This is a genomic window from Shewanella sp. 433, assembly GCF_059338565.1.
In genome coordinates, this window is the sequence record NZ_CM181703.1 from 586148 (window position 1) to 607396 (window position 21249).

Annotated in this window: 21 protein-coding genes; 12 read left to right on the forward strand and 9 right to left on the reverse strand. The window is 49.2% G+C overall.

Annotation, left to right across the window (positions count from 1 at the left end):
• Positions 1–19: 19 nt before the first annotated feature.
• The 3 genes from AC5YB1_RS02760 (at position 20) to AC5YB1_RS02770 (ending at position 4024) form a co-directional block, all read left to right on the forward strand.
• Positions 20–2548 (forward strand): DMSO/selenate family reductase complex A subunit, encoded by a 2529-nt coding sequence (locus tag AC5YB1_RS02760; RefSeq protein WP_494520626.1) that lies wholly within the window; start codon positions 20–22, stop codon positions 2546–2548.
• Between the two features lie 14 nt (positions 2549–2562).
• Positions 2563–3240: a DMSO/selenate family reductase complex B subunit gene (locus tag AC5YB1_RS02765; RefSeq protein WP_475515589.1), complete on the forward strand. Its 678-nt coding sequence runs from the start codon at positions 2563–2565 to the stop codon at positions 3238–3240.
• Positions 3241–3313: 73 nt separating this feature from the next.
• Complete coding sequence (locus tag AC5YB1_RS02770; RefSeq protein WP_494520627.1) at positions 3314–4024, forward strand: TorD/DmsD family molecular chaperone; 711 nt, start codon at positions 3314–3316, stop codon at positions 4022–4024.
• A gap of 144 nt (positions 4025–4168) precedes the next feature.
• Here AC5YB1_RS02770 and AC5YB1_RS02775 read toward each other — a convergent pair whose 3' ends face one another.
• The 5 genes from AC5YB1_RS02775 to menD form a co-directional block, all read right to left on the reverse strand.
• Positions 4169–4714 carry a hypothetical protein gene (locus tag AC5YB1_RS02775; RefSeq protein WP_494520628.1) on the reverse strand — a complete coding sequence of 182 codons (546 nt, stop codon included), beginning with the start codon at positions 4712–4714 and terminating at the stop codon, positions 4169–4171.
• 276 nt (positions 4715–4990) lie between these two features.
• Positions 4991–6400 carry an o-succinylbenzoate--CoA ligase gene (gene menE, locus AC5YB1_RS02780; RefSeq protein WP_494520629.1) on the reverse strand — a complete coding sequence of 470 codons (1410 nt, stop codon included), beginning with the start codon at positions 6398–6400 and terminating at the stop codon, positions 4991–4993.
• Between the two features lie 8 nt (positions 6401–6408).
• Positions 6409–7446: an o-succinylbenzoate synthase gene (menC, locus tag AC5YB1_RS02785; protein ID WP_494520630.1), complete on the reverse strand. Its 1038-nt coding sequence runs from the start codon at positions 7444–7446 to the stop codon at positions 6409–6411.
• Between the two features lie 107 nt (positions 7447–7553).
• On the reverse strand, positions 7554–8354 hold the full coding sequence (menH, locus tag AC5YB1_RS02790; protein WP_494520631.1) for a 2-succinyl-6-hydroxy-2,4-cyclohexadiene-1-carboxylate synthase: 801 nt from the start codon (positions 8352–8354) through the stop codon (positions 7554–7556).
• A complete protein-coding gene (menD, locus tag AC5YB1_RS02795; protein ID WP_494520632.1) occupies positions 8336–10033 on the reverse strand; it encodes a 2-succinyl-5-enolpyruvyl-6-hydroxy-3-cyclohexene-1-carboxylic-acid synthase in 1698 nt (565 codons plus the stop codon). The genes menH and menD overlap by 19 nt, the downstream gene beginning before the upstream one ends.
• 361 nt (positions 10034–10394) lie before the next feature.
• On the opposite strand from menD, the gene AC5YB1_RS02800 reads away from it, so the two are divergent.
• Positions 10395–11381 carry a LysR family transcriptional regulator gene (locus tag AC5YB1_RS02800; protein WP_494520633.1) on the forward strand — a complete coding sequence of 329 codons (987 nt, stop codon included), beginning with the start codon at positions 10395–10397 and terminating at the stop codon, positions 11379–11381.
• Here the strand turns inward: AC5YB1_RS02800 and AC5YB1_RS02805 are convergent.
• A complete protein-coding gene (locus AC5YB1_RS02805; protein ID WP_494520634.1) occupies positions 11329–12366 on the reverse strand; it encodes a LysR family transcriptional regulator in 1038 nt (345 codons plus the stop codon). The two genes, AC5YB1_RS02800 and AC5YB1_RS02805, sit on opposite strands and share 53 nt — an antisense overlap.
• Positions 12367–12822: 456 nt before the next feature.
• Between AC5YB1_RS02805 and AC5YB1_RS02810 the strand changes: the two genes are divergently transcribed.
• The 5 genes from AC5YB1_RS02810 to AC5YB1_RS02830 all read left to right on the forward strand — a co-directional run bounded on the left by AC5YB1_RS02810 (position 12823) and on the right by AC5YB1_RS02830 (position 15810).
• Positions 12823–13323, forward strand: coding sequence for a DUF2726 domain-containing protein (locus AC5YB1_RS02810; RefSeq protein ID WP_494520635.1), 501 nt, complete (start codon positions 12823–12825; stop codon positions 13321–13323).
• A gap of 83 nt (positions 13324–13406) precedes the next feature.
• Positions 13407–13898 carry a cytochrome c3 family protein gene (locus AC5YB1_RS02815; protein WP_494520636.1) on the forward strand — a complete coding sequence of 164 codons (492 nt, stop codon included), beginning with the start codon at positions 13407–13409 and terminating at the stop codon, positions 13896–13898.
• A complete protein-coding gene (locus tag AC5YB1_RS02820) occupies positions 13885–14562 on the forward strand; it encodes a 4Fe-4S dicluster domain-containing protein (RefSeq protein WP_494520637.1) in 678 nt (225 codons plus the stop codon). The genes AC5YB1_RS02815 and AC5YB1_RS02820 overlap by 14 nt, the downstream gene beginning before the upstream one ends.
• The gene (nrfD, locus tag AC5YB1_RS02825) at positions 14559–15500 is read left to right on the forward strand and encodes a cytochrome c nitrite reductase subunit NrfD (RefSeq protein ID WP_494520638.1); all 942 of its coding nucleotides are present in this window, start codon (positions 14559–14561) and stop codon (positions 15498–15500) included. Before AC5YB1_RS02820 ends, nrfD begins: the two co-directional genes overlap by 4 nt.
• 16 nt (positions 15501–15516) lie before the next feature.
• Entirely contained in the window at positions 15517–15810 is a 294-nt protein-coding gene (locus tag AC5YB1_RS02830) for a cytochrome c3 family protein (protein WP_475515599.1), read from the forward strand.
• Positions 15811–15876: 66 nt separating this feature from the next.
• Here AC5YB1_RS02830 and AC5YB1_RS02835 read toward each other — a convergent pair whose 3' ends face one another.
• Positions 15877–16308, reverse strand: coding sequence for an Lrp/AsnC family transcriptional regulator (locus AC5YB1_RS02835; protein ID WP_475515600.1), 432 nt, complete (start codon positions 16306–16308; stop codon positions 15877–15879).
• A 157-nt stretch (positions 16309–16465) separates the two neighbouring features.
• Between AC5YB1_RS02835 and yjeH the strand changes: the two genes are divergently transcribed.
• Positions 16466–17731: an L-methionine/branched-chain amino acid transporter gene (gene yjeH / locus AC5YB1_RS02840; RefSeq protein ID WP_494520639.1), complete on the forward strand. Its 1266-nt coding sequence runs from the start codon at positions 16466–16468 to the stop codon at positions 17729–17731.
• 80 nt (positions 17732–17811) lie between these two features.
• Here the strand turns inward: yjeH and AC5YB1_RS02845 are convergent, their stop codons facing one another.
• Together AC5YB1_RS02845 and AC5YB1_RS02850 are read right to left on the reverse strand one after the other, a co-directional pair.
• Positions 17812–18267 (reverse strand): tellurite resistance TerB family protein, encoded by a 456-nt coding sequence (locus AC5YB1_RS02845; protein ID WP_494521567.1) that lies wholly within the window; start codon positions 18265–18267, stop codon positions 17812–17814.
• 97 nt (positions 18268–18364) lie between these two features.
• Positions 18365–18883, reverse strand: coding sequence for a DUF2780 domain-containing protein (locus AC5YB1_RS02850; RefSeq protein ID WP_494521568.1), 519 nt, complete (start codon positions 18881–18883; stop codon positions 18365–18367).
• 164 nt (positions 18884–19047) lie between these two features.
• Here AC5YB1_RS02850 and AC5YB1_RS02855 point away from each other — a divergent pair, with 164 nt between their 5' ends.
• Positions 19048–19761 (forward strand): hypothetical protein, encoded by a 714-nt coding sequence (locus AC5YB1_RS02855; RefSeq protein WP_475515602.1) that lies wholly within the window; start codon positions 19048–19050, stop codon positions 19759–19761.
• Positions 19762–19820: 59 nt separating this feature from the next.
• The gene (locus AC5YB1_RS02860; protein ID WP_494520640.1) at positions 19821–21245 is read left to right on the forward strand and encodes a DUF4145 domain-containing protein; all 1425 of its coding nucleotides are present in this window, start codon (positions 19821–19823) and stop codon (positions 21243–21245) included.
• Positions 21246–21249 lie beyond the last annotated feature (4 nt).

The window sequence follows — 21249 nt, forward strand, 5'->3', positions numbered from 1 at the left end:
GTTTGAGGAAAACAAGATTATGGAACGTAGAAGTTTCTTAAAAATGAGCGCTGCACTGGGCTGCGCAGCAACCGTAACCGGCTGTAATTCCAGCTCTGATGATGCCAATGTAGTTCCGCCAACGCCACCAGTGGGTGATGAGCAAATCACTTGGTCTTCATGCTTGGTTAACTGTGGTTCAAACTGCCCAGTCAAAGTTTTCAGTCGCGATGGTGTGATCACCCGCGTTGAAACCGATCATGACATTACTGATGGTGACGACATCTATCAAGTACGCGCCTGTGCACGTGGTCGCTCACTGCGTCAACGTACCTATGCGGTTGACCGTTTAAAAACCCCAATGAAGCGTGTAGGTAAGCGTGGTGAAGGTAAATTTGTGCCTATCACCTGGGATGAGGCTGCCAAGACGATTGGTACCAAATTAACCTCAGTGATTGCCGAGCATGGTAACAAAGCCATTTTCCGTAGTTACGGTTCGGGTGCTTACTATGGTTTTGCCTCCAATGCCTGTTTTAACCGTTTATTCAACTTAAACGGTGGCTGCCTAAATGCCTATGGTAACTACTCTTGGGCGCAGCAGATGGAAGCTGCGAAGCACACTTTTGGTACCGGCAGTACTAGTGGTTCTTCCACTGTGACCTTGTCAAACAGTGACTTTTTATTAGGTATCGCTTACAACCCAAGCGAAATCCGTCAGTCTGGTTCGGGCGAAGGGTATGATTACTTAAAAGCCCTGCAAAAATCGAACGGCTTAAAAGTGGTGATGATTGACCCACGTTATACCGACTCCATGTTAGGTAAAGAGTCGAAGTGGTTACCCATTCGTCCCGGTACCGATGCCGCACTGGCCGAAGCGATTGCTTACCAGATGATAAGCACAGGTTGGGTCGATGCGAATTCACTCGACTTTATCAATCAGTTTACCGTCGGTTATGACGCCGCTTCGATTGCGGCGCAACAAGCGATATTTGCCGCCAGTAGCGATAAAGAAGAGCAAGAGTACGCTCAGGTGATGAACCCTGACGACAACTACCGCGACTATATCTTAAGTGCAGGCATTTATGCTGGCCAACCGTTGAAAACGCCTGAGTGGGCAGAAAAGATCACCGGCATTCCGGAAGCGCAAATCAAGCAAATTGCCGATGACTTAATGGCATCACAGCGCCCCTATATCGTGGTTGGCGCTGGGGTTAACCGTCAAGCTAACGGTGAGCAGAGCATGCGCGCACTTTACATGCTATCGGTATTAACCGGCAAATTGGGTAACTTGGGTGCCTCTAACGGTGAGTTACCATACATGAGCGGCATGTACCGTGCGGGCATTCCGGCGGGCTCAAACCCTGTGAAAGAAAGCATCTCCTTCTTTACGTGGAGTGAGGCGATTCACAACGGCAAAAACATGACGGCGCGGACCCACGGTATTCGAGGTACTGACGACTTAGATACTCCACTTGGCACTAACATCAAGGTGATTATCTCTGCTTCAGACAGCTCGCTACTGAACCAGCACGCCGAGATCAATAATACCGCCGACATCTTACGTGATGAATCGGGTGTTGAGCTGATTGTTAGCTGTGATTGTTGGATGACGCCGGGCGCTAAATTTGCCGACATCATCCTGCCTGATACCAGCTGGTTAGAGTCAAACGATCTGGTGAATGACTCTTATGCATCAGGTGCATTGGGTTATATCACCGCCATGAAGTCGGCTATCGATCCTATGTGGGATTGTAAGTCTATGTATGAAGCGGCAGCGTTAATTGCCAAGTACATGGGCTGTGAAGCCGAGTTTACCGAGGGTAAAACGGAAGCCCAGTGGCTTGAAGAGCTGTATCAAAAAACCAAAGACAGCAGCAGTAACTTAGGCGTGGTCCCAGCGTTCCCAGCCACTTACAAAGAAGCCCAGGCGATTGGCTTCTTCCGTAAAAACATGAACGACAACCACGTGGCACTGCAAAGTTACATTAAGGATGGCCAAGCGCTAACTACGCCAAGTGGCAAAATTGAGATCTACTCTGCCGAGCTGGCATGGCGCGCGGCTAACTGGAGTCAAGAGAATAGCGCGCAAAATCCGACTGGCATCAAAGGTGACACCATCACGCCTATCCCGCAGTACACAGTAACCTGGGATGGTTATGAAGATGAAGACACTAAGGTGGATTATCCAATCCAGTTATCCGGTTACCACACTAAGGGGCGGACACACTCAAGCTATCACAACGTGCCTTGGCTGCGCGAAGCGGTAGAGGATGCGGTATGGGTTAACCCCATGGACGCTACTCTGCATGGCTTAAGCTCGGGCGATAAGATTGAGATGTACAACCAGCGTGGGTCGATTGCCGTGAAGGTGCGCGTTACCCCACGTGTGGCACCAGGGGTATTTGCTCTGGGTCAAGGCGCTTGGTATAGCCCAGGTAACACTGTCGGTAGTACAGGCCATACGCTAGACGAAGGCGGCGCAATTAACTCGCTGACTCGCTATCAGCCGAGCCCTGTTGCTAAAGGTAACCCACAGCACACCATCCGTGTTGCCATTAAAAAGATTTAAGAGAGTAGTGAATTATGACTGAATCAACTCAATACGGTTTTTATGTAGACAGCACTAAATGTACTGGCTGTAAAGCCTGTCACGTCTCTTGCAAAGACCGTCAAAGCAATAACATTCGTAATAACAGTAATCCACAAGACAATAGCTTACCTGCGCTAAATGGGGTCACTTGGCGTCGTGTTTATGAATATGGCGGCGGCGATTGGACTGTCGGCAACAACGGCTGTTTCGAGCAAAATGTCTTTGCTTACTACATGTCGATCGGCTGTAACCATTGCTCTGAGCCGGTATGCGTTAAGGCGTGCCCAACCGGTGCCATGCATAAGCGCCGTGAAGACGGTCTGGTACTGGTAGCTGAAGATATCTGTATCGGTTGTGAAAGCTGTGCTCGCGCTTGCCCATATGATGCGCCGCAGATCGACCGTGAGCGTAAAGTGATGACTAAGTGTGATGGCTGCTTTGAGCGCATCGCCGAAGGCCGTAAGCCTGTGTGTGTTGAGTCTTGCCCGCTACGTGCGTTAGACTTTGATACTATGGAGAATTTACGCGCTAAGTATGGCGACGGTGACGGGCATATTGCGCCACTGCCATCACCTTCAATTACATCACCTAACCTGATCATCAAGGCCAATGTTAACGGTCGTCCCGCAGGTAGTGGTGAAGGTAGCATCTTAAATCCATCAGAGGTTTAAGCGTTACATTTTAGTCTTTAAGTGGTATTTAAGCGGCGGGCAACTTAAGCCCGCTTAGCTTGTAAGGTAAATCATGTCTTCAAAAGTAGAGTCTGTCAGTAAAGCGCCTTTAGCCGCAATCGATTTAGAGGCATATCAAGGCTTAGCGCGCATCTTGCATCATTGTTTAATCCGTTATCCAGATGCCGAATTGGTGCAAGGATTAGCAGAGTGTGATGTCGCTGCTAGCTGGCCGGTATTTGCGCAGCGCCCGCAAAATACCCAAGGGCGAGCCTTGCTAGGTGAGTATTTACAGCGCTGGGTGGCTGCGCAGTCAGACCCGAGTGACGAAGCACAACTGGTTGACCTTAAACTGGATTATGGCCAGCTATTTTTTGGTCCGGGTGAGCCTAATGCCGTGCCGCAAGGGTCGGTCTATTTGGGCGAGGAGCAGTTGCTCAACGACAAATCGACCATGGCGCTAATGGCGTTTTATCGTGCTCACGGGGTAGAGGTTAAGGTGGATTTTCCACAGCCTTTAGATCATATCGGTCTGTTTTTTGCGGTGTTGGATCAAACCTTTGGTCGCCTAAGCCAAGAGCCTGAAAATGATGCACTGGTGCGTTTTACCCAAGTGTTACTGCAGCAACACCTGTTGCCGTGGGCACCGCGTTGTTTCGCCTTAGCTTATGAGTACGCCACCACAGATTTTTATCGTGGCTTAGCCTTGCTTGGCAGCGACTTCTTGGTGCAGTTACAACAAGATTTTCAACTACTGCCGAAAGAGACCCGCTTGTATCGTTAAGCATGGGTATCGTTATGCATCTGTGGCGATAAAGGTATTGATAATGCCCGCGTTGGCTCACGAGTGAGTTAACGCGCTCGTCGCCGAGTGCAATACAAGGTCAGACGAACAAGCCCGCTCTCGATAAGAGAGCGGGCTTTTTATTTAGCTGGGGTTGCGGCCCATATTGCGGCTCACCTGACGCTGTTGGCTGCGCGCCAGCTCTAACTGAGTATGAATAGTTTGCAATAAGTGGCATAGCTGCTTGCCATTATCGCTGAGCTCACTTGCGCCTAACAGGTGATGCTCAACGGGCTCATCGCGTGGCTCGCTAAGCGTGTTGGCCTGTTTGGCAGGACTTTTTTGCAGCTCGACACTCCACTGGTTGGCGATGGTAAGGATCAGGTGTTCGGCTTGGCTCAGTTGGCCCTGCTCTAACTCTTTGACAAACAGCAGACGGCTGGCTTCGAACAAGCAGTGCAGGGTTAACTCAGGCGGCAAGGCATGCTCTGCGGCATCTTCCATCGGCGGCAACCACACTGGTTGGCCTTGGGTAAAAACCAATGCGGATATGGTATGGGCGACCGTCTTTAATGAGGTGGCGCCACCAAACAGTTGCTGCACGTTAACTGATTGCAGCAAACTTAAACTGAGGCGATGGGCCAAGGTGGACTTAGTCCACTGCTGACCGATAGAGCGTATTAGTGTCATAGTGTAGCCAGTTTAGTGTCGGTTTAGTGTCATAGCTAAGTGACATAGTTAAGTGACATAGTTAAGTGACATAGCGTTTTAGCGTGAGTCAGTCATTCGCTACTGGGCTTAGCCCTGTCACATAGTGCGTATTATGCGCCTAGCGCTGTGGGGCAACAAGCCTTGGCGGCCAGCGCTTAAGCAGAGTGTGACTTCAGTGTGGCAAAGGTGACCGGCTAAAGGAGACAAGCCAGGCTGTTAACGTCGGGCCGTTAAAGCCAGGCTGAAGTGAAGCCGTTAAAACTGAGTCTGCTGAGCCAGCGCCGCCTCAATCAGCTGCTTACGTGGCACCTTTAAACTGGTGCTGGTGATATCAGGCCAAGGGTAATAACGGCGCGGGCGTTTAAAGCTGGCAATATACTGGCGCACAAAATCATCCAGCGGGGCGACATCGCTAATGCTGCCGTTGATAATGGCCGCTGGCAGGAAGCCAAATTCACTGTCTGGTATTGGAAATACAATTGCATCGGTGATTGCAGGGTGGCGCTTAAGGGCGGCCTCAATCTCTTCGGGCTGCACATTTTCGCCGCCACAGACAAACATGTTGTCGGCGCGGCCGCTGATCACCAGATCGCCATCCTTATCCCAATAGCCCAAATCTTGGGTATCGAACCAGCCTTGCTCATCGAGCGGGCGCCATAAACTGTTACCGCCATCATGGGTTAGATAGCCTAAAAAGAGGGTGTCTCCCTTAACCAAGATCTTGTGGTCAACAATAGTTAGCTCGCGCCCATTTAATAACTTGCCGCTACTGCCTTTGCTGGTGGCGAGCCCGGTGGTAATTTGCGATGCCATCTCGGTCATGCCGTAGCTGGTGTAGGCGTTAATGGCTAGCGGCGCCAGTTGTTGTAGTAACGATGGCGCGATAGCGCCGCCCCCCAGTAGCAGGGCTTTGACGTGGCGTAGCGCCTGTTTATCTTGCTGTAGCAGCCGCACCAGTTGGGTGGCGACCAGTGACAGGTGAGTCAGGGGCTGTTGCTGCAATTGTTCCGTTAAGGTGAGCTCGGCTGTCGGCAGCGTGATGGCGGCGCCAGCCAAGACGCAGCGATTGACGATGGCGAGTCCGCCGATATGAAATAGTGGCAAAGACAGTAACCAGTTATCACCTTGAGCAATTGGGATCACCTCGCGAGCGCCCTGTGCGCTGGCAATATGATTGGCCAAACAATGCACCGCCGCCTTAGGCTGGCCACTGCTGCCTGAGGTGAGAATAACGTTGCAGGGTCGCTGGTGGTCGATAGGCTGAGGAGCCGTGGCTGCGCGGGCGCTAAAGTCCACGACTAATCCCGCGCTTGGCAGTAGATGCTGATAAGCAGCTTGAGCCCAACTATGGCGCAGGCCATATTGCATGCTCAAACTGGCGATTTGCTGTGCAGGGAAACGAGGTGATAAGGGACAAAATATCACGCCAGCGTCGACGCAAGCCCAATATAAGATAACCAGTTCTAGCGAGTTATTATCGATACAGCCGAGGCGATCGCCAAGCCTTACTCCTTGCTGGGTGAGTTGCCGCGCGCAGGCGCAAACCGCCTGACTGAGTGCCTGATAACTGATGCTGTGATACTGGTTTTGCGCCCAATAATAGAGTGCCACCTGCTGTGGATAGTGTTTGGCGGCAAGATGCAGTGGCGAGTGTACTTGGGGCATCTGAGCTCCTATACGCTGTAAAGCAAGGTTAAATCGTCGAGATTGAGGCAGCGCGCCTTATCACTGGGCTCGAGTAAATCGCAGCTAAAGGCACGCAGGGTGTCTAGTCCGGGCACTTCATCTGGAGTGCATGCTTGGCTAATGCAGCGCAGTGCATTGATGCCTAAGCTCGCCTCTAAACTGGAACTGATGATCACCCGCACGCCGTGCTGCTGGGCGGTGTCGATGATCGTCTGTAAGCGGCTTAAGGTGCCCAGTAACATAGGCTTAATCACTAAGGCACTAAGGCCCGCCTGCATGGTGAATTGATAACGCGGATCGTTAAGGCTCTCATCGAGAGCATAAGGGATACCTAATGTATTGAATAACAGAGGATTGTGGTTCGGATCGCGGCACGGCTCTTCAATATATTCAATAGCATCTAAGGGCAAGCAAGCTAAAAAGTCGATGGCATTTTGCAGTTTAAAGCTGCGATTGGCATCGAGACGCAGCTTGAGATCGGGGCGGATCGCCAAAATTTGATGAATTAATTGGATCTCCTCCATCATTGAGGTTTGCCCCACCTTCACCTTGACCGCATGCACCTGACGGTCGAGTTGAGCAACTCGCTGGCCAACCTCGGCTATGGGCTCATCTTGATGACGGTAGATAAGCGGCACTGTGCGAGGTAAAGCTCGGTGCGCCAACAGGCTAGGGAGTTGCCCCGACAACTTGGCGTGTAACAGGCTTAAACCATAGGCGAGTGAGGCCATGGTCGTGTGCTCGGCAAGGTCAAGCAGGGCATCAAGCGGTTGGCCCGGTAGCGATGGCATGGCGGCGACGAGCGCGTCAATCACCTGCTCGAGTCGCTCTTGGCTAAAGCCCGTTAAGGGTTGACCGTCGACATCGACACCCGACAACGGCGCAATTTCAACTACCTCGCAGCTCAGCGCTGTGCTGGCCTGTAACACTAGGCCTTCGCGGCTATCGATACGTTGATTACCCACAGGTAATAGGGTTTCGATTGGAATATGGTAGCGATACAGGTTAAGGGTTAACAGTGTCATGTACGATCCTTTTGGGGGGCAAAGGCGCTTTATTGGCAAACAAATGCGTGCTCAGCTTATTGTGCTATTGGCCCGATTTCAAGTGTGGTGCCATCTCACTGGGATGCCTAGGCGTCTGGCGTGGTGAGTTGCTCAATTAAGGTGGTGCAAAAGGCATCACAGCAACTTAGGTGAATATTGTGGCCGCCATGCTCAAAGCGATGCAGATTGAGGGGCGCGCGTTGTTGCCATGCTGTGGCTAACGCAGCAAATTTATCATCTTGGCCACCGACATAATAATGCCAAGGCACGCCAAGTTGATGGGGTAAGCAGGACAGATCTTGCTGTAAGCCGAGTGAGGTCGGCAGGTAAATCTGTTGCAGCGCCGCCAACTTATTGTGGCTGCGACGTTGAATGAGCTGCGCGCGCGCGCTATCACTCAGATCGCTAAAGACGGTTTGGCGATACCACAAGTTAAGAAACTCGTTGAGCGACATCTGTAGCATGCGCTCATGCCACTGTTTATCACTGTGCAAGCGCTGCTCGCGTAGCGCCTGACTGGTCAGCCCGGGGTGGCACGACTCTAAGTTGACACTTAAGATCTGCTGCGGCATGAGCTGCGCCAGATGCAACGCGATGCGCCCACCGAGGGAGTAACCTAGCAAGTGAAAGGTCTCGATATTGAGCGCTGTGAGTGTACGGCGGATCAAGCTGGCGACCTGCATAAAGCCCGGCGACGGCAGCGCTAGACTCGGGCTATCGCCATGGCTAGGCAGATCGAGACAGACACAGTAAAAATGCTGGCTCAGACGCGGCATCAAGTCTTGCCAGTCCTGTTTATCGCCCAGCAGCCCATGTAGCAATACCAAACAGGGATTAGTGGGCTGGCCATAACAGCGCGAGGCGAGCATTAGCTTTGCTTGATCCATGAGGCGAGCTGCGCTATCTGCGAGCTGGCTTGATCTTGAGCCACGTTGACCTCAATCACCGAAGTGCCCTGATGGTTAATCGCCTCTTGATAGACCTCATTAAAGGCGTTGATGTCGTCAACTTGGTTATAGGCTAAGCCAAACATGGCCGCGGCGTAACCAAACTCTAAGCCATGGGCAAGGCGGTAATATTCGCTGCGCAGCTTTTCGTCGGGTACAGGCAATAAATTAAAGATATTGCCGCCATCATTATTGAGGATCACGATAACCAGTGGGCCGTTATGTTTGGCGGCAATGGCGAGTGAATTAAGGTCGTGCAGTTGCGATAAGTCGCCAATAATTAAGGTGGTCGGTTGTTTTTTATGGGCCGCAATGCCGCAGGCGGTCGCTAATAAACCGTCGATACCCGACGCGCCGCGGTTAGTGTAAATACTTGCTATGGTGGCCGTGGTGGGGGCAAACATATCGTACAGGCGCACCGGTAAGCTATTACCAATAAACAGTTGCTTATCGGTGTGCATCGCAATGGCGCGTACCACCTGAGCTTCGCCAAATTCCCCTTGATCGATCTGCTGCTCAAATAGGCTAGCCAAGCGTTGATTTAATTCGATTAATTGCACCGCCCAGTTGGCCTGTGACGAGCGTGGCCAAGCTAATTGGCTAAAGGCCGTTACCGGGCAAAGCCAAATCTGTTTTGGGGTATGACTAGGATCTAACCGCTGCTGGTGGGGTAGTACTTGCCAATAGTTCTTCCATTTCTGTTCGGCTAAGTAGTTAATTAAGCGTTTTGACAGTAGGCGCCCACCAAACACCAGTACTTTTTCAGCCTGTTGTAACAGTGATTTAGCCTTAGGTTGCAGCAGCAGTTGGTCGATATTACCTATGGCAGCGCCATGTTGTCTCAATTGAGATTGGGCATCGGTGAGGATCGGCCAGCCCAACTTGTGTGCCAGCTCGATAATTAATTCGGGTTGCTCATGGGGCGCTAAGGTGCCCACCACAATGACGCCTTTACCATGGACAAAGCGCGCTAAGGCATCGCTACTGGGCGTGCTGTGCAGCTGCGCCTTAGCATATTGGCTAAAGGGCTGCGAAGTATGCTGCCAATTACCCAGCGTACTCAGGTAGTGAGTAAAATCGGCGCTCATGGTGCCAGGGTACAGTGGCTCGCGGTACATGCAATTGATATGCACTGGCTGAGTCTGGTTGGCAATGGCGCTATCGATAGTGGTCAGCAGCGCCTCAGGGCGGATCTGTAGATCTGGCGTCGGCAGGTTAATTTGCTCAGCGTAATGACCAAAGATAGCGGGTTGGATAATGGCTTGATTCGCGCCGCAGTCGAGTAATTCTGGCGGTCTATCGCCCGATAATACGATCAGTGGCACATGGGTGAGCCAAGCTTCAACGATGGCAGGATAAAGGTTAGCCACAGCCGTGCCGGAAGTGGTAATAATGGCCACGGGAGCACGACTGGCCTTGGCTAACCCTAGCGCCATAAAACCTAATCCACGCTCGTCGAAATGCAGATGCTGCTTCAGTTTAGTCTGCTTTGCCGCCGCTAAGGTGAGTGGCGTAGAGCGAGAGCCCGGCGCCATGCAGACATGCTGCACCCCAAGGCGTGCTAATTCTTCGAGGAGTATCGATCCCCACAATAAGTTGAGCTCGGCTGTTTTATCCATTGATCACGATGAAGTTTTTAAGATTTCGATTAAGGTTAGTGTAACGCGATTTAAGGATTAGGAGTAAGGCTTAGCTCGCGATATCACACTTTAGCGCAAAAGGCGTCTTGCGAGTGATGTTAATCGCGTCATTGATAGCGCATTAATACAAGCCGTTAACTTTGTAATCGAATTGTTTTGATTGTGAGTTTGATGAAAGTTGTTGGCGTTTTAATCATCAATTGTTTGGTGGTTTTATGCCCTAGTGCGCATAATTGCGTTTCACTATGCGTAATCGACAAATGTTTGATTTAGCCGAGCAATAACCTAAATTTAACTGTGATAATCTTAGCCGATATGGATATGGGCTAGGATTAAGGTAATGATTAAAAAGGAACTTTGTAAACTCGACTATTTTACACTTAGGGTCCTCATCGGCTTATTCGAATATCAAAATGGTTCTGTGGTGGCCGAGCAATTGAATACCACTCAGCCTAAGGTGAGCCGTGCCTTGAGCTGTCTGCGCGAATGGATGAAAGATGAGCTATTTGTACGCCAGCAATATGGTTTGCAGCCTAACGCCATGGCCGAAAAACTCTATCCTTTAGCCAAGGCGATAGTGGCCGCTTATGATGAGATGAGTATTGCCATACATCATAGGCAGCCCCAGCAGAGTGAATTGACCATCGCAGCGCAAGAGCATCAAGCTGGTTTGTTTACCGAGGCGGTGCAAGAGGTGTGTCAGTTGTTAGAGCGTAATGTCACCATCAATATGCAGCAGTGGAGCGATAATGCGCCTAGCCTTATTGCCCAAGGTAAAATTGATTATGGCGTGGGGATTAATGCGGACCTGCATCAATCGATTGAAAGTGTCGATTTAGGTGAGGTGAAATACCGTTATATTATCGCTAAAAAAGATCACCCCATCTTTAGTCAAACCTTGTCGCTGCCTACATTATTTACTCATCGTTTTGTGTTTATCAATTATTCATTGATTGGCGGCAAGCGTCATTGGCTCGAAGATCTGGCGCAAAAGTTAGGCGTCAATCTGGCGGTTAGCTTGAAAACATCGAGCCTCAATGTGGCACTGGATCATGTCGCCCATTGCGATGATATTTGTTGGATTGCATCGGCGCTCGCGCCACAGTTTGTTCGCCAGCGTCCGGAGCTGGCTATGATGAATGTGTCTACATTTTTTAATCGTGAATGCCGTGATTCAAATCGGTTTGTGCCTTACCACTATTACCTACAATTTCATCATGGTAACGATAAGTTATTCACCTCTCATCTGTTGGCTAATCTGCAAGATAAAGTGGCTAAACTCCATCAGCACTGCCATCAACAGCAACAAGAGGCTGGCCAAAGTTAAGCTGCGCTGCAGAGGGATGCGGTTGACTACTGCTTTGGTGATAGGTATCGATAATGCTGTTGATCATCCATTGTAGTGGTTGACCATTATCGTCACTATTATAAACCAGCGTCAGCATGGGCGGTGCGATGCGGCTATAAACGCGGTTGGTTTCAAACTGAGACAGCTCGCATGAATGCAAGCCATTAATATTTTCAGTGATCTCTGACTTCTCGTTGAATGGCAGCAGGGTGAGCGCTTGGCTATTTCTAAGGTAATCGAACAGGAAGTTGATATTCTTGGCTTCAACGTCACTGTGTAGCGCCAGTCCGCTAATATTACAGTACTCTTGAAATGGCGAAATCGCATTTTTGATACCACCGATATTGGGGTTAGCAAAAGGGTATTTTGCAATGGTTTCCAAGGTGATCTCTTGATGGTAAATATCATGATGCTCGTTAGCGATAAGCAGCAGTCGATTTAATGGCGACAGTGCGATGCTGTTAATATTGCTGAACTCATTGAGTTGAGCATTATTTCTGCTATAACATAAACCAATATCCACTTTGCCTTTGCTAATTTCATCCAGTGTTTTTGTACTCCAAGACTTAGATGAAACCGAAATTTGTTTACCCGCATCTCTAATATTATCTAAGATCCCTTTAGATAAGTTTAGATATAGCGGTGTCGGAATGGCTATATTAAAGTGTGTATTATTACATTCTACACTTTCATTTTTAAATGACTGTAGCGCTTTAGAACATTCGACAATTTCTTTGGCGACAGGATATATTTTGCTGGCGTAATCGTTTGGGATTAATCCATATCTTTTTCTAATAAATAATTCGTTGCCAAATATTTCGCGAGCATGTTTTAAACTGCGGCTTATTTTAGGTGCAGGTATATTGAGCTTTTGAGATACAAAGGTGGCCGATTGATTTTCGTATAGGTGTACGAAAATATTTAGACATAGTAGATCCAGGTCGCTGAATATTATATCTCTCATTTAATATACCCCTTAAACATAAGTGTTCCTTTCCACATCATAAGGAACTTTATTTGTTATTTGTCTAAATCTATTAACTATTTTTGCTAAATGACACCTGTGTCACTTAATGGGTTATGCATATTATAAAATTGAGTTATTCTCATATTTAAATTCTTGCCGTTTTGATTTATTTTTATTTATACAGTGGCCGTGGCTTAAGGTTTTTATGTTTTTTGATGTTACACCACTGGTGTATATTATTATCCAGTTATCTAAATCTTATATTTGGCTTATATATGCTTTATATTTCTGTTTTCTATATTTTTAAAAATGGTATTATGACACCGCTTGTAATTGCTTGAAATAAGTATTGTTAGTTTTTCTTGTGTGATCCAGGTCAAGGTTTAGATTTTCTTGTTTATAAATAATGGCCATGCGTTAAAAATAATAACTGTTAGAATGTTGGAGATAATTATGAATGCTTCAGTTGTTTTTAGTTATGCCTTTGTTTATTTTGTTTTATTCGTGGTCGTGCCATTTGTATTAGTTACATTTGCAATGACCTGTATTAAATTTTTTAAATCTGAGGGCAAATCTGAGGGTAAAGCTTTTAAGTTTAAAGGAAGTAAGGTAAGTGCTAAGGCTCAAGTTTTTCTATCTAAACTAAGCGGTGCATTTAAAAATAAATACAGTGTGCTTTATGGTACCTGTTTAGACAGTATTTTGGACATTGATAATAATAAGGATGAGCAGGCACATGAATATTTAAGAGCCTGCCATTTAGATTATGTATTAGTGGACCCAGAATCGTCAGCGGTTAAGTTAGTTATTACCGATCCTGAGCATAACTCTCCCGAGAGAAACGCGTTTATTGATCACTCGCTAGCCGAAGTGGGCATCAAAGTACTTCACCTAGACACTAATGTGCCCTGCGATGAAGCCTTATTAACCCGCTCGTTGTCGATGGCTGCATAGCGTGTAGCGTGCTGAGGCAACGCTTCAGCACGTATTTTTCAGTTGTTAATTCAATTATCACTCTCATCTCGTGAGGACTCATTATGTCCATATTCAGCAAAACAGCGTTTTGCGCGGTGTCGATATCAGCTCTCTTATTGCTGAATATTGCGCCAGTGAAAGCCGAAGTGAACCGTCTGCAAATCAATCAAGATAAATGTGTTAAGTGCCATAAGCGTAACGGTTTAATGGCAGGTGTGCATGGTAATGATGCGTTGGCACTAACCTGCCAGAGTTGCCATGGCGAAAAGGGGAAACATCCTCGTCAACCGTCATTGATTATCGGTTTCAATGCCGAATCGAGCAGTAAAGTGACTACACAAGTGGACAGTTGCTCGCAATGCCATGATCACGATGTCCTCTATCAAGCCGATTGGACCCATGCAGTGCATTCAAACAAGGTTAGCTGTGCCAACTGCCATCAGCTTCACAGCGACTCCGATCCTATGATGGCCCTAGCGACTGAAGAGCGTAGCGCCTTATGTGGCAAGTGTCATGGTGTTACCCCTAAGGAGAGTGATGATGAAAAACTCTAGACGTTTGTTTTTGAAATCCGCTTGCGCCTTAGTGGTGGGTGCTTCTGGTTACACCCTGGCGCAGGGCCCATTAGGTGAGGCGCAACAGGCGACTAAAAAATATGCCTTAATCCATGACGAAACTAAATGCATTGGCTGCGATGCTTGCAGTGTGGCGTGCCGCGAGGTTAATGATGTTCCCGAAGGGGTAACACGGCTGCGCATTGAACGTAAAGGCCCCTATGGCGAGTACCCAGAGCAATATTTTAAATTTACCCGTCACTCTTGCCAACACTGTGAAGACACCCCTTGCGTTAAGGTGTGCCCCACAGGCGCCGCGTATAAAGATGAGGCGACGGGCATTGTCAGTGTCGATGCGTGGAAATGCGTTGGCTGCCAGTACTGTATCGCGGCTTGCCCCTATCAAGTGCGTTTTATCAACCCTGTCACTAAGGCGGCCGATAAGTGTGATTTTTGTAAGGAGACGCGCTTAAAAGAGGGCAAATTGCCAGCCTGTGTTAGTGCCTGTCCGACCCAAGCGCTGACTTTTGGCGATCTGCAAGACCCCGATTCACAAGTGGTGCAGGTGTTAAAGCATACGCCTAACTATCGCACTAAGACCGAACTTGGGACGCGTCCTAAGTTGTTTCGTATTGGCTCACAAGACGGCGAGGTAAGGTTATGAGTCCATTCCATTTTGACGGCCTAGTGTGGCATTGGCCGATTGCGATCTACCTGTTTTTAGCTGGGGTGTCTGCCGGCGCGGTGTTTTTTGCCATTTTGCTAAAACAGTTCCGCTTAGGTGATGATGCCTATCGGTCTCCTTTCGTGCAGGCAGCGTGTATTATCGCGCCACTCAGTGTGTTTGCCGGATTGGGTATTTTGGTGATCGATCTCACCAAGCCGTTTGATTTTTGGAAGATATTGGTGTTTTACAACCCCACCTCAGTGATGTCGGTTGGGGTGGCGGTGTTGATGTTTTACCAAGCCATGCTATTTGCCTGGCTGGCATGTGTGTTTAAAAAACCCTTGCTCGCGTTTTGTGAGCAGCGCTGGCCACGTGTGCAACGCCTATTAAAGTGGCTGGTGAGTGCCGAAGCCAGCATTACCGGTATCTTGGCAATTTCGGCGGTGGCACTGGGGGCGTATACCGGCTTCTTACTGTCGGCGTTAACGACCTATCCCATGCTCAATAATCCGGTATTGCCCTTGCTGTTTCTGTTCTCTGGTCTCTCCTCTGGTGCGGCAGGCACACTGCTCGGTGGCGTGCTGATGAAGGGGAGTCCAGATGGCAAAGAGGTGCACTTTATCCACAATATAGAGATCCCGATTATTTTGGTGGAAATGGTATTGATTTTTACCTTCTTTGTCGGATTGATATTGAGTGGCGGAGCCAGCAAGTTAGCCGCCTTTAGGGCGATAGGCGAAGGCTTCTGGGGCTGGGTATTCTGGGGTGGAATTGTGTTTGTAGGCTTGAGTCTGCCGCTGGCCTTTAACCTCTTTATGAAAGCCTCGGCTAAGCGTAAGTTTTCTTATGTAGCGGTTACGGCCATGTGTAGTTTGATGGGCGTATTATTGCTGCGCAACTTCATTCTTTACACCGGTCAAATGACAGTGGCCTAGCCGTTGGAGAGCTGCGATGTACAAATTGGGATTAGGAGCGCTACTGCTGTGTCTCGCCTTAATGGTACAGGCGCAATCGGTGGTCGATACTCATATGCTTAATGGCGATTGTGAAACGTGCCATGAAAATGGCGAGCCATCGATTAACAATGAGGTTGAAAACCGCGCCTGTATTGAATGTCACGGCAGTGTCGATACCCTTGATGGCCCTTATCATCAGTCACATTCCTATTTGATGATGTGCAGCGATTGTCATAAGGTACATGCCTCTACGCCAGTCACTGACAGCTGCATGCGCTGCCATCACTGATAAGGCTTATCGGTCCCATTAGTCGCTCGCCACTCGGTGATTGACTAGTGGGGTTGCCCCAACTATTTATTGCGCGCGGTTGTCTATCCACTCACTCATCACCACGTGGGTTTTAATTTTAATGATGTTGTTTTGGGCATCGATATGTTCGCGAATTTCATGTAAGCGTTTCATCGAACTGGCCTGCACATACACCAGCAGATCCATGTCGCCGGTGATCCCGCGGCATGTGACCACTTCGGGTATCGACTGAAACACATGCACCACATCGGCACTCTGACGACATTGATGCTGGATCTCAAAATAAGCCGACACCCCCTCTTTTTGTGACTCACTGAGCAGCACCTGATAACCGCGAATAATGCCGCTTTGTTCCAGTTTTTTAATCCGTTCAGATACGGCGCTGCGCGACAGGCTGACTTTGTCGGCAATATGTGACACGCTCTGGCGTGCATCTTGGCGTAATGCGCTGATGATTGCTTTATCAAATTTATCCATCGAGTGTCTCTTATGCGGCGGCGACGATTTGTCGGTCAAAAGGCAAAATGACGTCAAAATGGCGGTCGCCATAGGAACATCGACGCAATGCTATGACAGTTTGTTGCGTCACACAAGTCTATACTAATGGCCATTAACCACCTTTACAGATAACAAGATGACTCATATTCAAGGCAGCATAGGGCGTTGGCAGGGGGCAGGTTTAATGGCCACCACTTTGCTGGGTACCGGGGTATTTATTTTACCGCAGATGACGATTGATACCGCGGGCACGGGCGCTATATTGGCGTGGATATTACTGACCTTAGCCATTATTCCGGTGTCGCTGGTCTTTGGCCGATTAGCCGGCGTCTTTCCTCATGCGGCGGGGCCAGCTTACTTTATTGAAAAGGCGTTTGGCCGCACCGCTGGGCGCACCATAGGCTTGATCTTTTTGTTGGTGATCCCTTTAGGGGCACCAGCGGCGGTGTTAATGACATTTCAGTTCGTTAATGAATTGGTGGCCCTGTCTGGCTGGCAGCAAGTGTTTACTGAGTTGGGGTTACTCTTGTTGCTTTTGGTCTTGAACCTTAGGGGGATCCAAGTCTCGGCTAAGTTGCAGTTTGCACTAACGCTGGCCATTGTGACCGTGGTGGTGGTGATGTTTGGCGCCGGTGGCAGTCACCTTGGCGAATTTGAATTGGCAGCCCATCAAGCGGGTGGCGATATGAGCTTAGTGATGGCGGCCGCCGGTATCGCGTTTTGGAGTTTTTTGGGTATCGAAGCCATGACCCACCTAGCCAATGATTTTAAAGATCCTAAGAAAGACATGATGGCGGCGATGATTATCGGTACCGTCTTGGTTGGCTTAGTCTATGTGGCGTGTACGGCATTGTTACTGTTTGCGCCGCCCACTGATGGCCTTGCGATGGTAGCAGCATTTGATCAATTACTGGGAGGCTATGGCGCACAAGTGATTGGCATACTAGGTATTGCCGGTGGGTTGTCGACCGTTAATGTGTATACCGCCAGTGTGTCTAGGTTGATCTGGAGCTTTAGCTGTGAAGGGGTATTACCACGTTATTTTATGCAGTTAAATACCCATAGAGTGCCAGTGCGCGCACTGATAGCGGTATTGCTGACCATGGCGCTAGTGATTGTCCTTACCTACCTTTCGGGGCAAGAGCTGGAACACCTGATTGCCTGGACCAACGGCGTATTTGTGATTATCTATCTGGTTTCTATGATGGCAGCGGTCAAACTGCTGAGTAAGCGTTACCTGCCACTGGCAATGATGGGGATACTGTTTTGTTTGCTGATGATGCAGGCACTGGGCAATAACATGTGGTATGCCACAGGCTTAGTATTGCTGGTGGCGCCTCTATTGTGGTGGCAAAAAAGCCATCTGGCACGTAAGTTAGCCCTTAGCTTAAATAAGCCATAGGTTATTTAAGCTAAGGGCGATTAAATCAATGGGGGTTACCGAGTCACCGCAAGGTTATCTCAAGCACATGTTACCAATGCTTATTGCGGCAGCTGGTTTATCGCCGCATTGCGCATCTGGATGAGCTCGCTGTGTTTGAGGTGCAGCAGATCTGCTGTGCGGCGTACTATCTGATCTTCATAACGGCACAGGTGGCCATCGGCATAGGCCAATTTCCACATGGCTAAGATCAGCTGCTGTTTTTCCGCTAAGTCGAACTGCTGGTTGATCTCGGCGGTGAACTCATACAGTGAGGTGGCATCTTGATGATTCGCCTTCGCCGTTGTAATCAGCTCATCAACCTCGCCCGGCGCTAACGACAGTGTGGTGGTCAGCAGGCTAGGCAGCAAGCGTAGCTCTTCGTCGCTCAGAGTGGCATCGGCATAGACCACCTCTAGCAGTAAACTCACTGCTGCAAGGTTAAGATGTTTGGCTTTTTCTTGCGGCGATACCGCTTGGCGCTCAGAAGCGAGCAACTGTTTTAGCTTTGCTATCATCATGATTCTCTTTTACTGCCTCGATATCGGTTAGAGCCCGATAAGAGGCAAGAGTTCACTATAACAGCAAAGCTGGATGTGGGCGTGGAGTCACTGGCTACAGGATTGCACCCAGTCCTTGTAGCAGCAGGTCGCTGGTACCAGCGCCGGCATTGGTGTCTAAATAACCTTTAATAATATCTACCATCGGCATGGCCAGCTGCTTAGAAATACCTAACTTTTCAAAGGCATCATAAACCTGCGCGCCACCTTGCAGCGAGGCCCCCAGATCGCCAGCCTGTGATAATAAGCCCGACATGCCCGAGCCGCTATCGGTTTGAGGTGCGGCGCCAAGTAACATATCTGCGCCCGGGATCGCCGCGGCAATCGGCGCAAAACTGTCGTTACCTAAAGTGGATTTCGCTAAGGAGAGCAGGCTGCCAAGGCCGCCTTCTGCTTGGTTTTGGTTGAGCCCGAGCTGCAACATGACAGTGCCAACCAGATCGTTATTTTGCGTCTGTGGCGCCGTTACTTGGGGTTCGGTTTTGTTGCTTAAATTATCGAGCCAGCCAGCGTGAACCGGGGCGTTGAAAGCGAGGGTACTGAGCAGTAACGGTATAACCTTGAAGAGCTTCATCACTTACCATCCTTTGGTAAATCAATTTAATGTGGCGCTAATATTAGCCTAAGTCGGCCAAGATTTCGTCGCTATTTTTAGACATCAGTTGTGCATTAGATAGGAAATTTCGGTATCCTGTGCGACCTAATTAGTTGGTTTATCATTATCTATTGGAACGACCTATGTCATTATCAGCGATTTTGACCGAAGCATATAACTTCTTTCGCAATCATATTAGTCAGTTAGCTATTTTAACCGTGCCTATTTTGTTTATTCAGGTGAGTATTCAATTATGGCTGGGAATGGAGATCAACAGTGCCGATTTAGAGAACCCACAGTTTGGTGCGTCTCATATGGTCGCTATGATGGTGTTGCTATTGGTGTTTTCGGTGTTGATTGCATCGTTAACCCTGTTTATGGAAGTGAGATCCAATGGCCATGAGCCATCTAATGCCCTGATTTTAAAAACCAGTTTAAACTTTGTGCCGGGATTATTGCTGGCGGGTGTGATGTCAGGATTACTGATTTTAGCCCCGGTGATGTTGTTTGCCGCCTTTGGTCCCTTATGGCTAATCGGCTTGACCTTGAGCATCTATGTATTTGCGCGCCTCGCCTATGTTAACTTCATGGTGGTGGTTGAGCGATTAACGCCGCTTGAGGCGATTAAAGGCAGTTTCAAGTTTAGCTCTGCTATCGCCTTTAAAACGTTACTGGTATTAATGCTGTATATTCCCTTGTCTCTGCTGGGTGGCACCTTGTCGCAACTCGCCTCAGCAGTAGGCTTTCCGCTGATGTTGGTGGTCGAGGTGAGCGTGGCATTTATTGGGTTATTTGTTAACGTTGCGCTGTTTCGCTTATACATGGTGTCGCGTCCTAGCGTCGATGAGCACGTGTAGCGAGTGTTTATATAAGGGCCTGATAGGCCCTTTTTTGTAAGTTTTACGGAGTGTATGCCGTGCTGACCGATATCGAACTCGTGAGCGAATTTTCTCAAGTGCTTGGCGAAGATTATCGTATCGCCAAGAGCTACGTACGTGATGTACCTACTCAAGCCTTGCTGCATATCCGCAGCTTTACTCACAAATTGACCGATCAGTTAGCGCAGTCGCAGCAGATTATTTTTGATAGCCCTAATCTCTATGATCATATTGAGACCTTGAATCGGCAGCGGGTGATCAATGTGCGCATCACTCGAAGCCTGCATCGGCTGCGTGGTGATGGTAATCGAGGTGCTCATCCAGAAAAATATCACCTAACCGCCGAGGCGCTGCAAGAGTTGGCGCAGCGCTCAATTGAGCGTTTACTCAAGCTGGTGGTTGAGCTGTTTCCTATAGTGCACCAACGGCCAGCCCCTGAGTATCAATTTGAACCATTTGATTCGATTGCTGGTCGCGACTTATGTTATCGGGCGATCATGGAAAATGACCATCAGGCCCAGTATTTGGTGGGCATGTCGTTAAAAACTCGCGCGCTGATGCAGCGTGAGCAAGAGCAAGCACTAGCCGAGCAAGATGATGAGCCCAAGGTCCAGCATCAACGCAGTACCGACAGCTTTAAGCAAGCCGCCTATTGGTTTGCCCAAGCGGCGCCTCACCACCCCGAGGCCTTGTATGAACATGGGGTTAGCCTGCTGCACGGTTATAACGGCGAGCCAGATGCCAGCGCTGGCGAAACCGCGATCATCGGCGCTGCCAAAGCGGGTGTCGCCAATGCCATGGCTTTGTTAGGTTATTTTTACTTGGTGGGGGGCGAGCATATTGAGGTCAGCCATAGCGATGCCTTGCACTACCTGCAGGCGGCTGCGGCGCTGGAGCAGTCGGAAGCGATGGCCAATCTTGGGGTACTCTATTATCAGCAAGGCGATTATAGCCAAGCCTATCATTACATTTCGACTGCTGCTAACGCAGGTTTCCCCCATGCGCAGTATCATTTAGCCTTGATGTTGGCCCGAGGCGAGGGGTGTGAGCCCGACGCATTAGCCAGTCAGCATTGGATGGCCGAAGCGGCCGAGCAAGGTCAGCTCGACGCCATGTTGAATCGAGCACAGCAGATGCTCAACAGCGATAATGCTCTGGGTGACGATTACAGTGTGGCCGAGCGTTATCTGCGCCAAGTGGTTAAATATGGCCACAGTGTCCCGGCCATGATTGAACTGAGTATCGCCTTAGCCGATGGTGTTTTAGGGCGTATCGATGTCGTGGGATCGGCGGCACTGCTTAATATGGCGCGCGCCCGTGCTAATGAACAGGAACTAGCGGTGATCGCGCCGTTATGGCGCTCATTGGTGGCGCAAATCGACAATGTGTTGGCGGTAACGGATAATCAGGCCGAGGTCTCGGCGCTAGAGCGGGCGAAAGAGTTGTTAGCTGAACCGATTTAAGCGG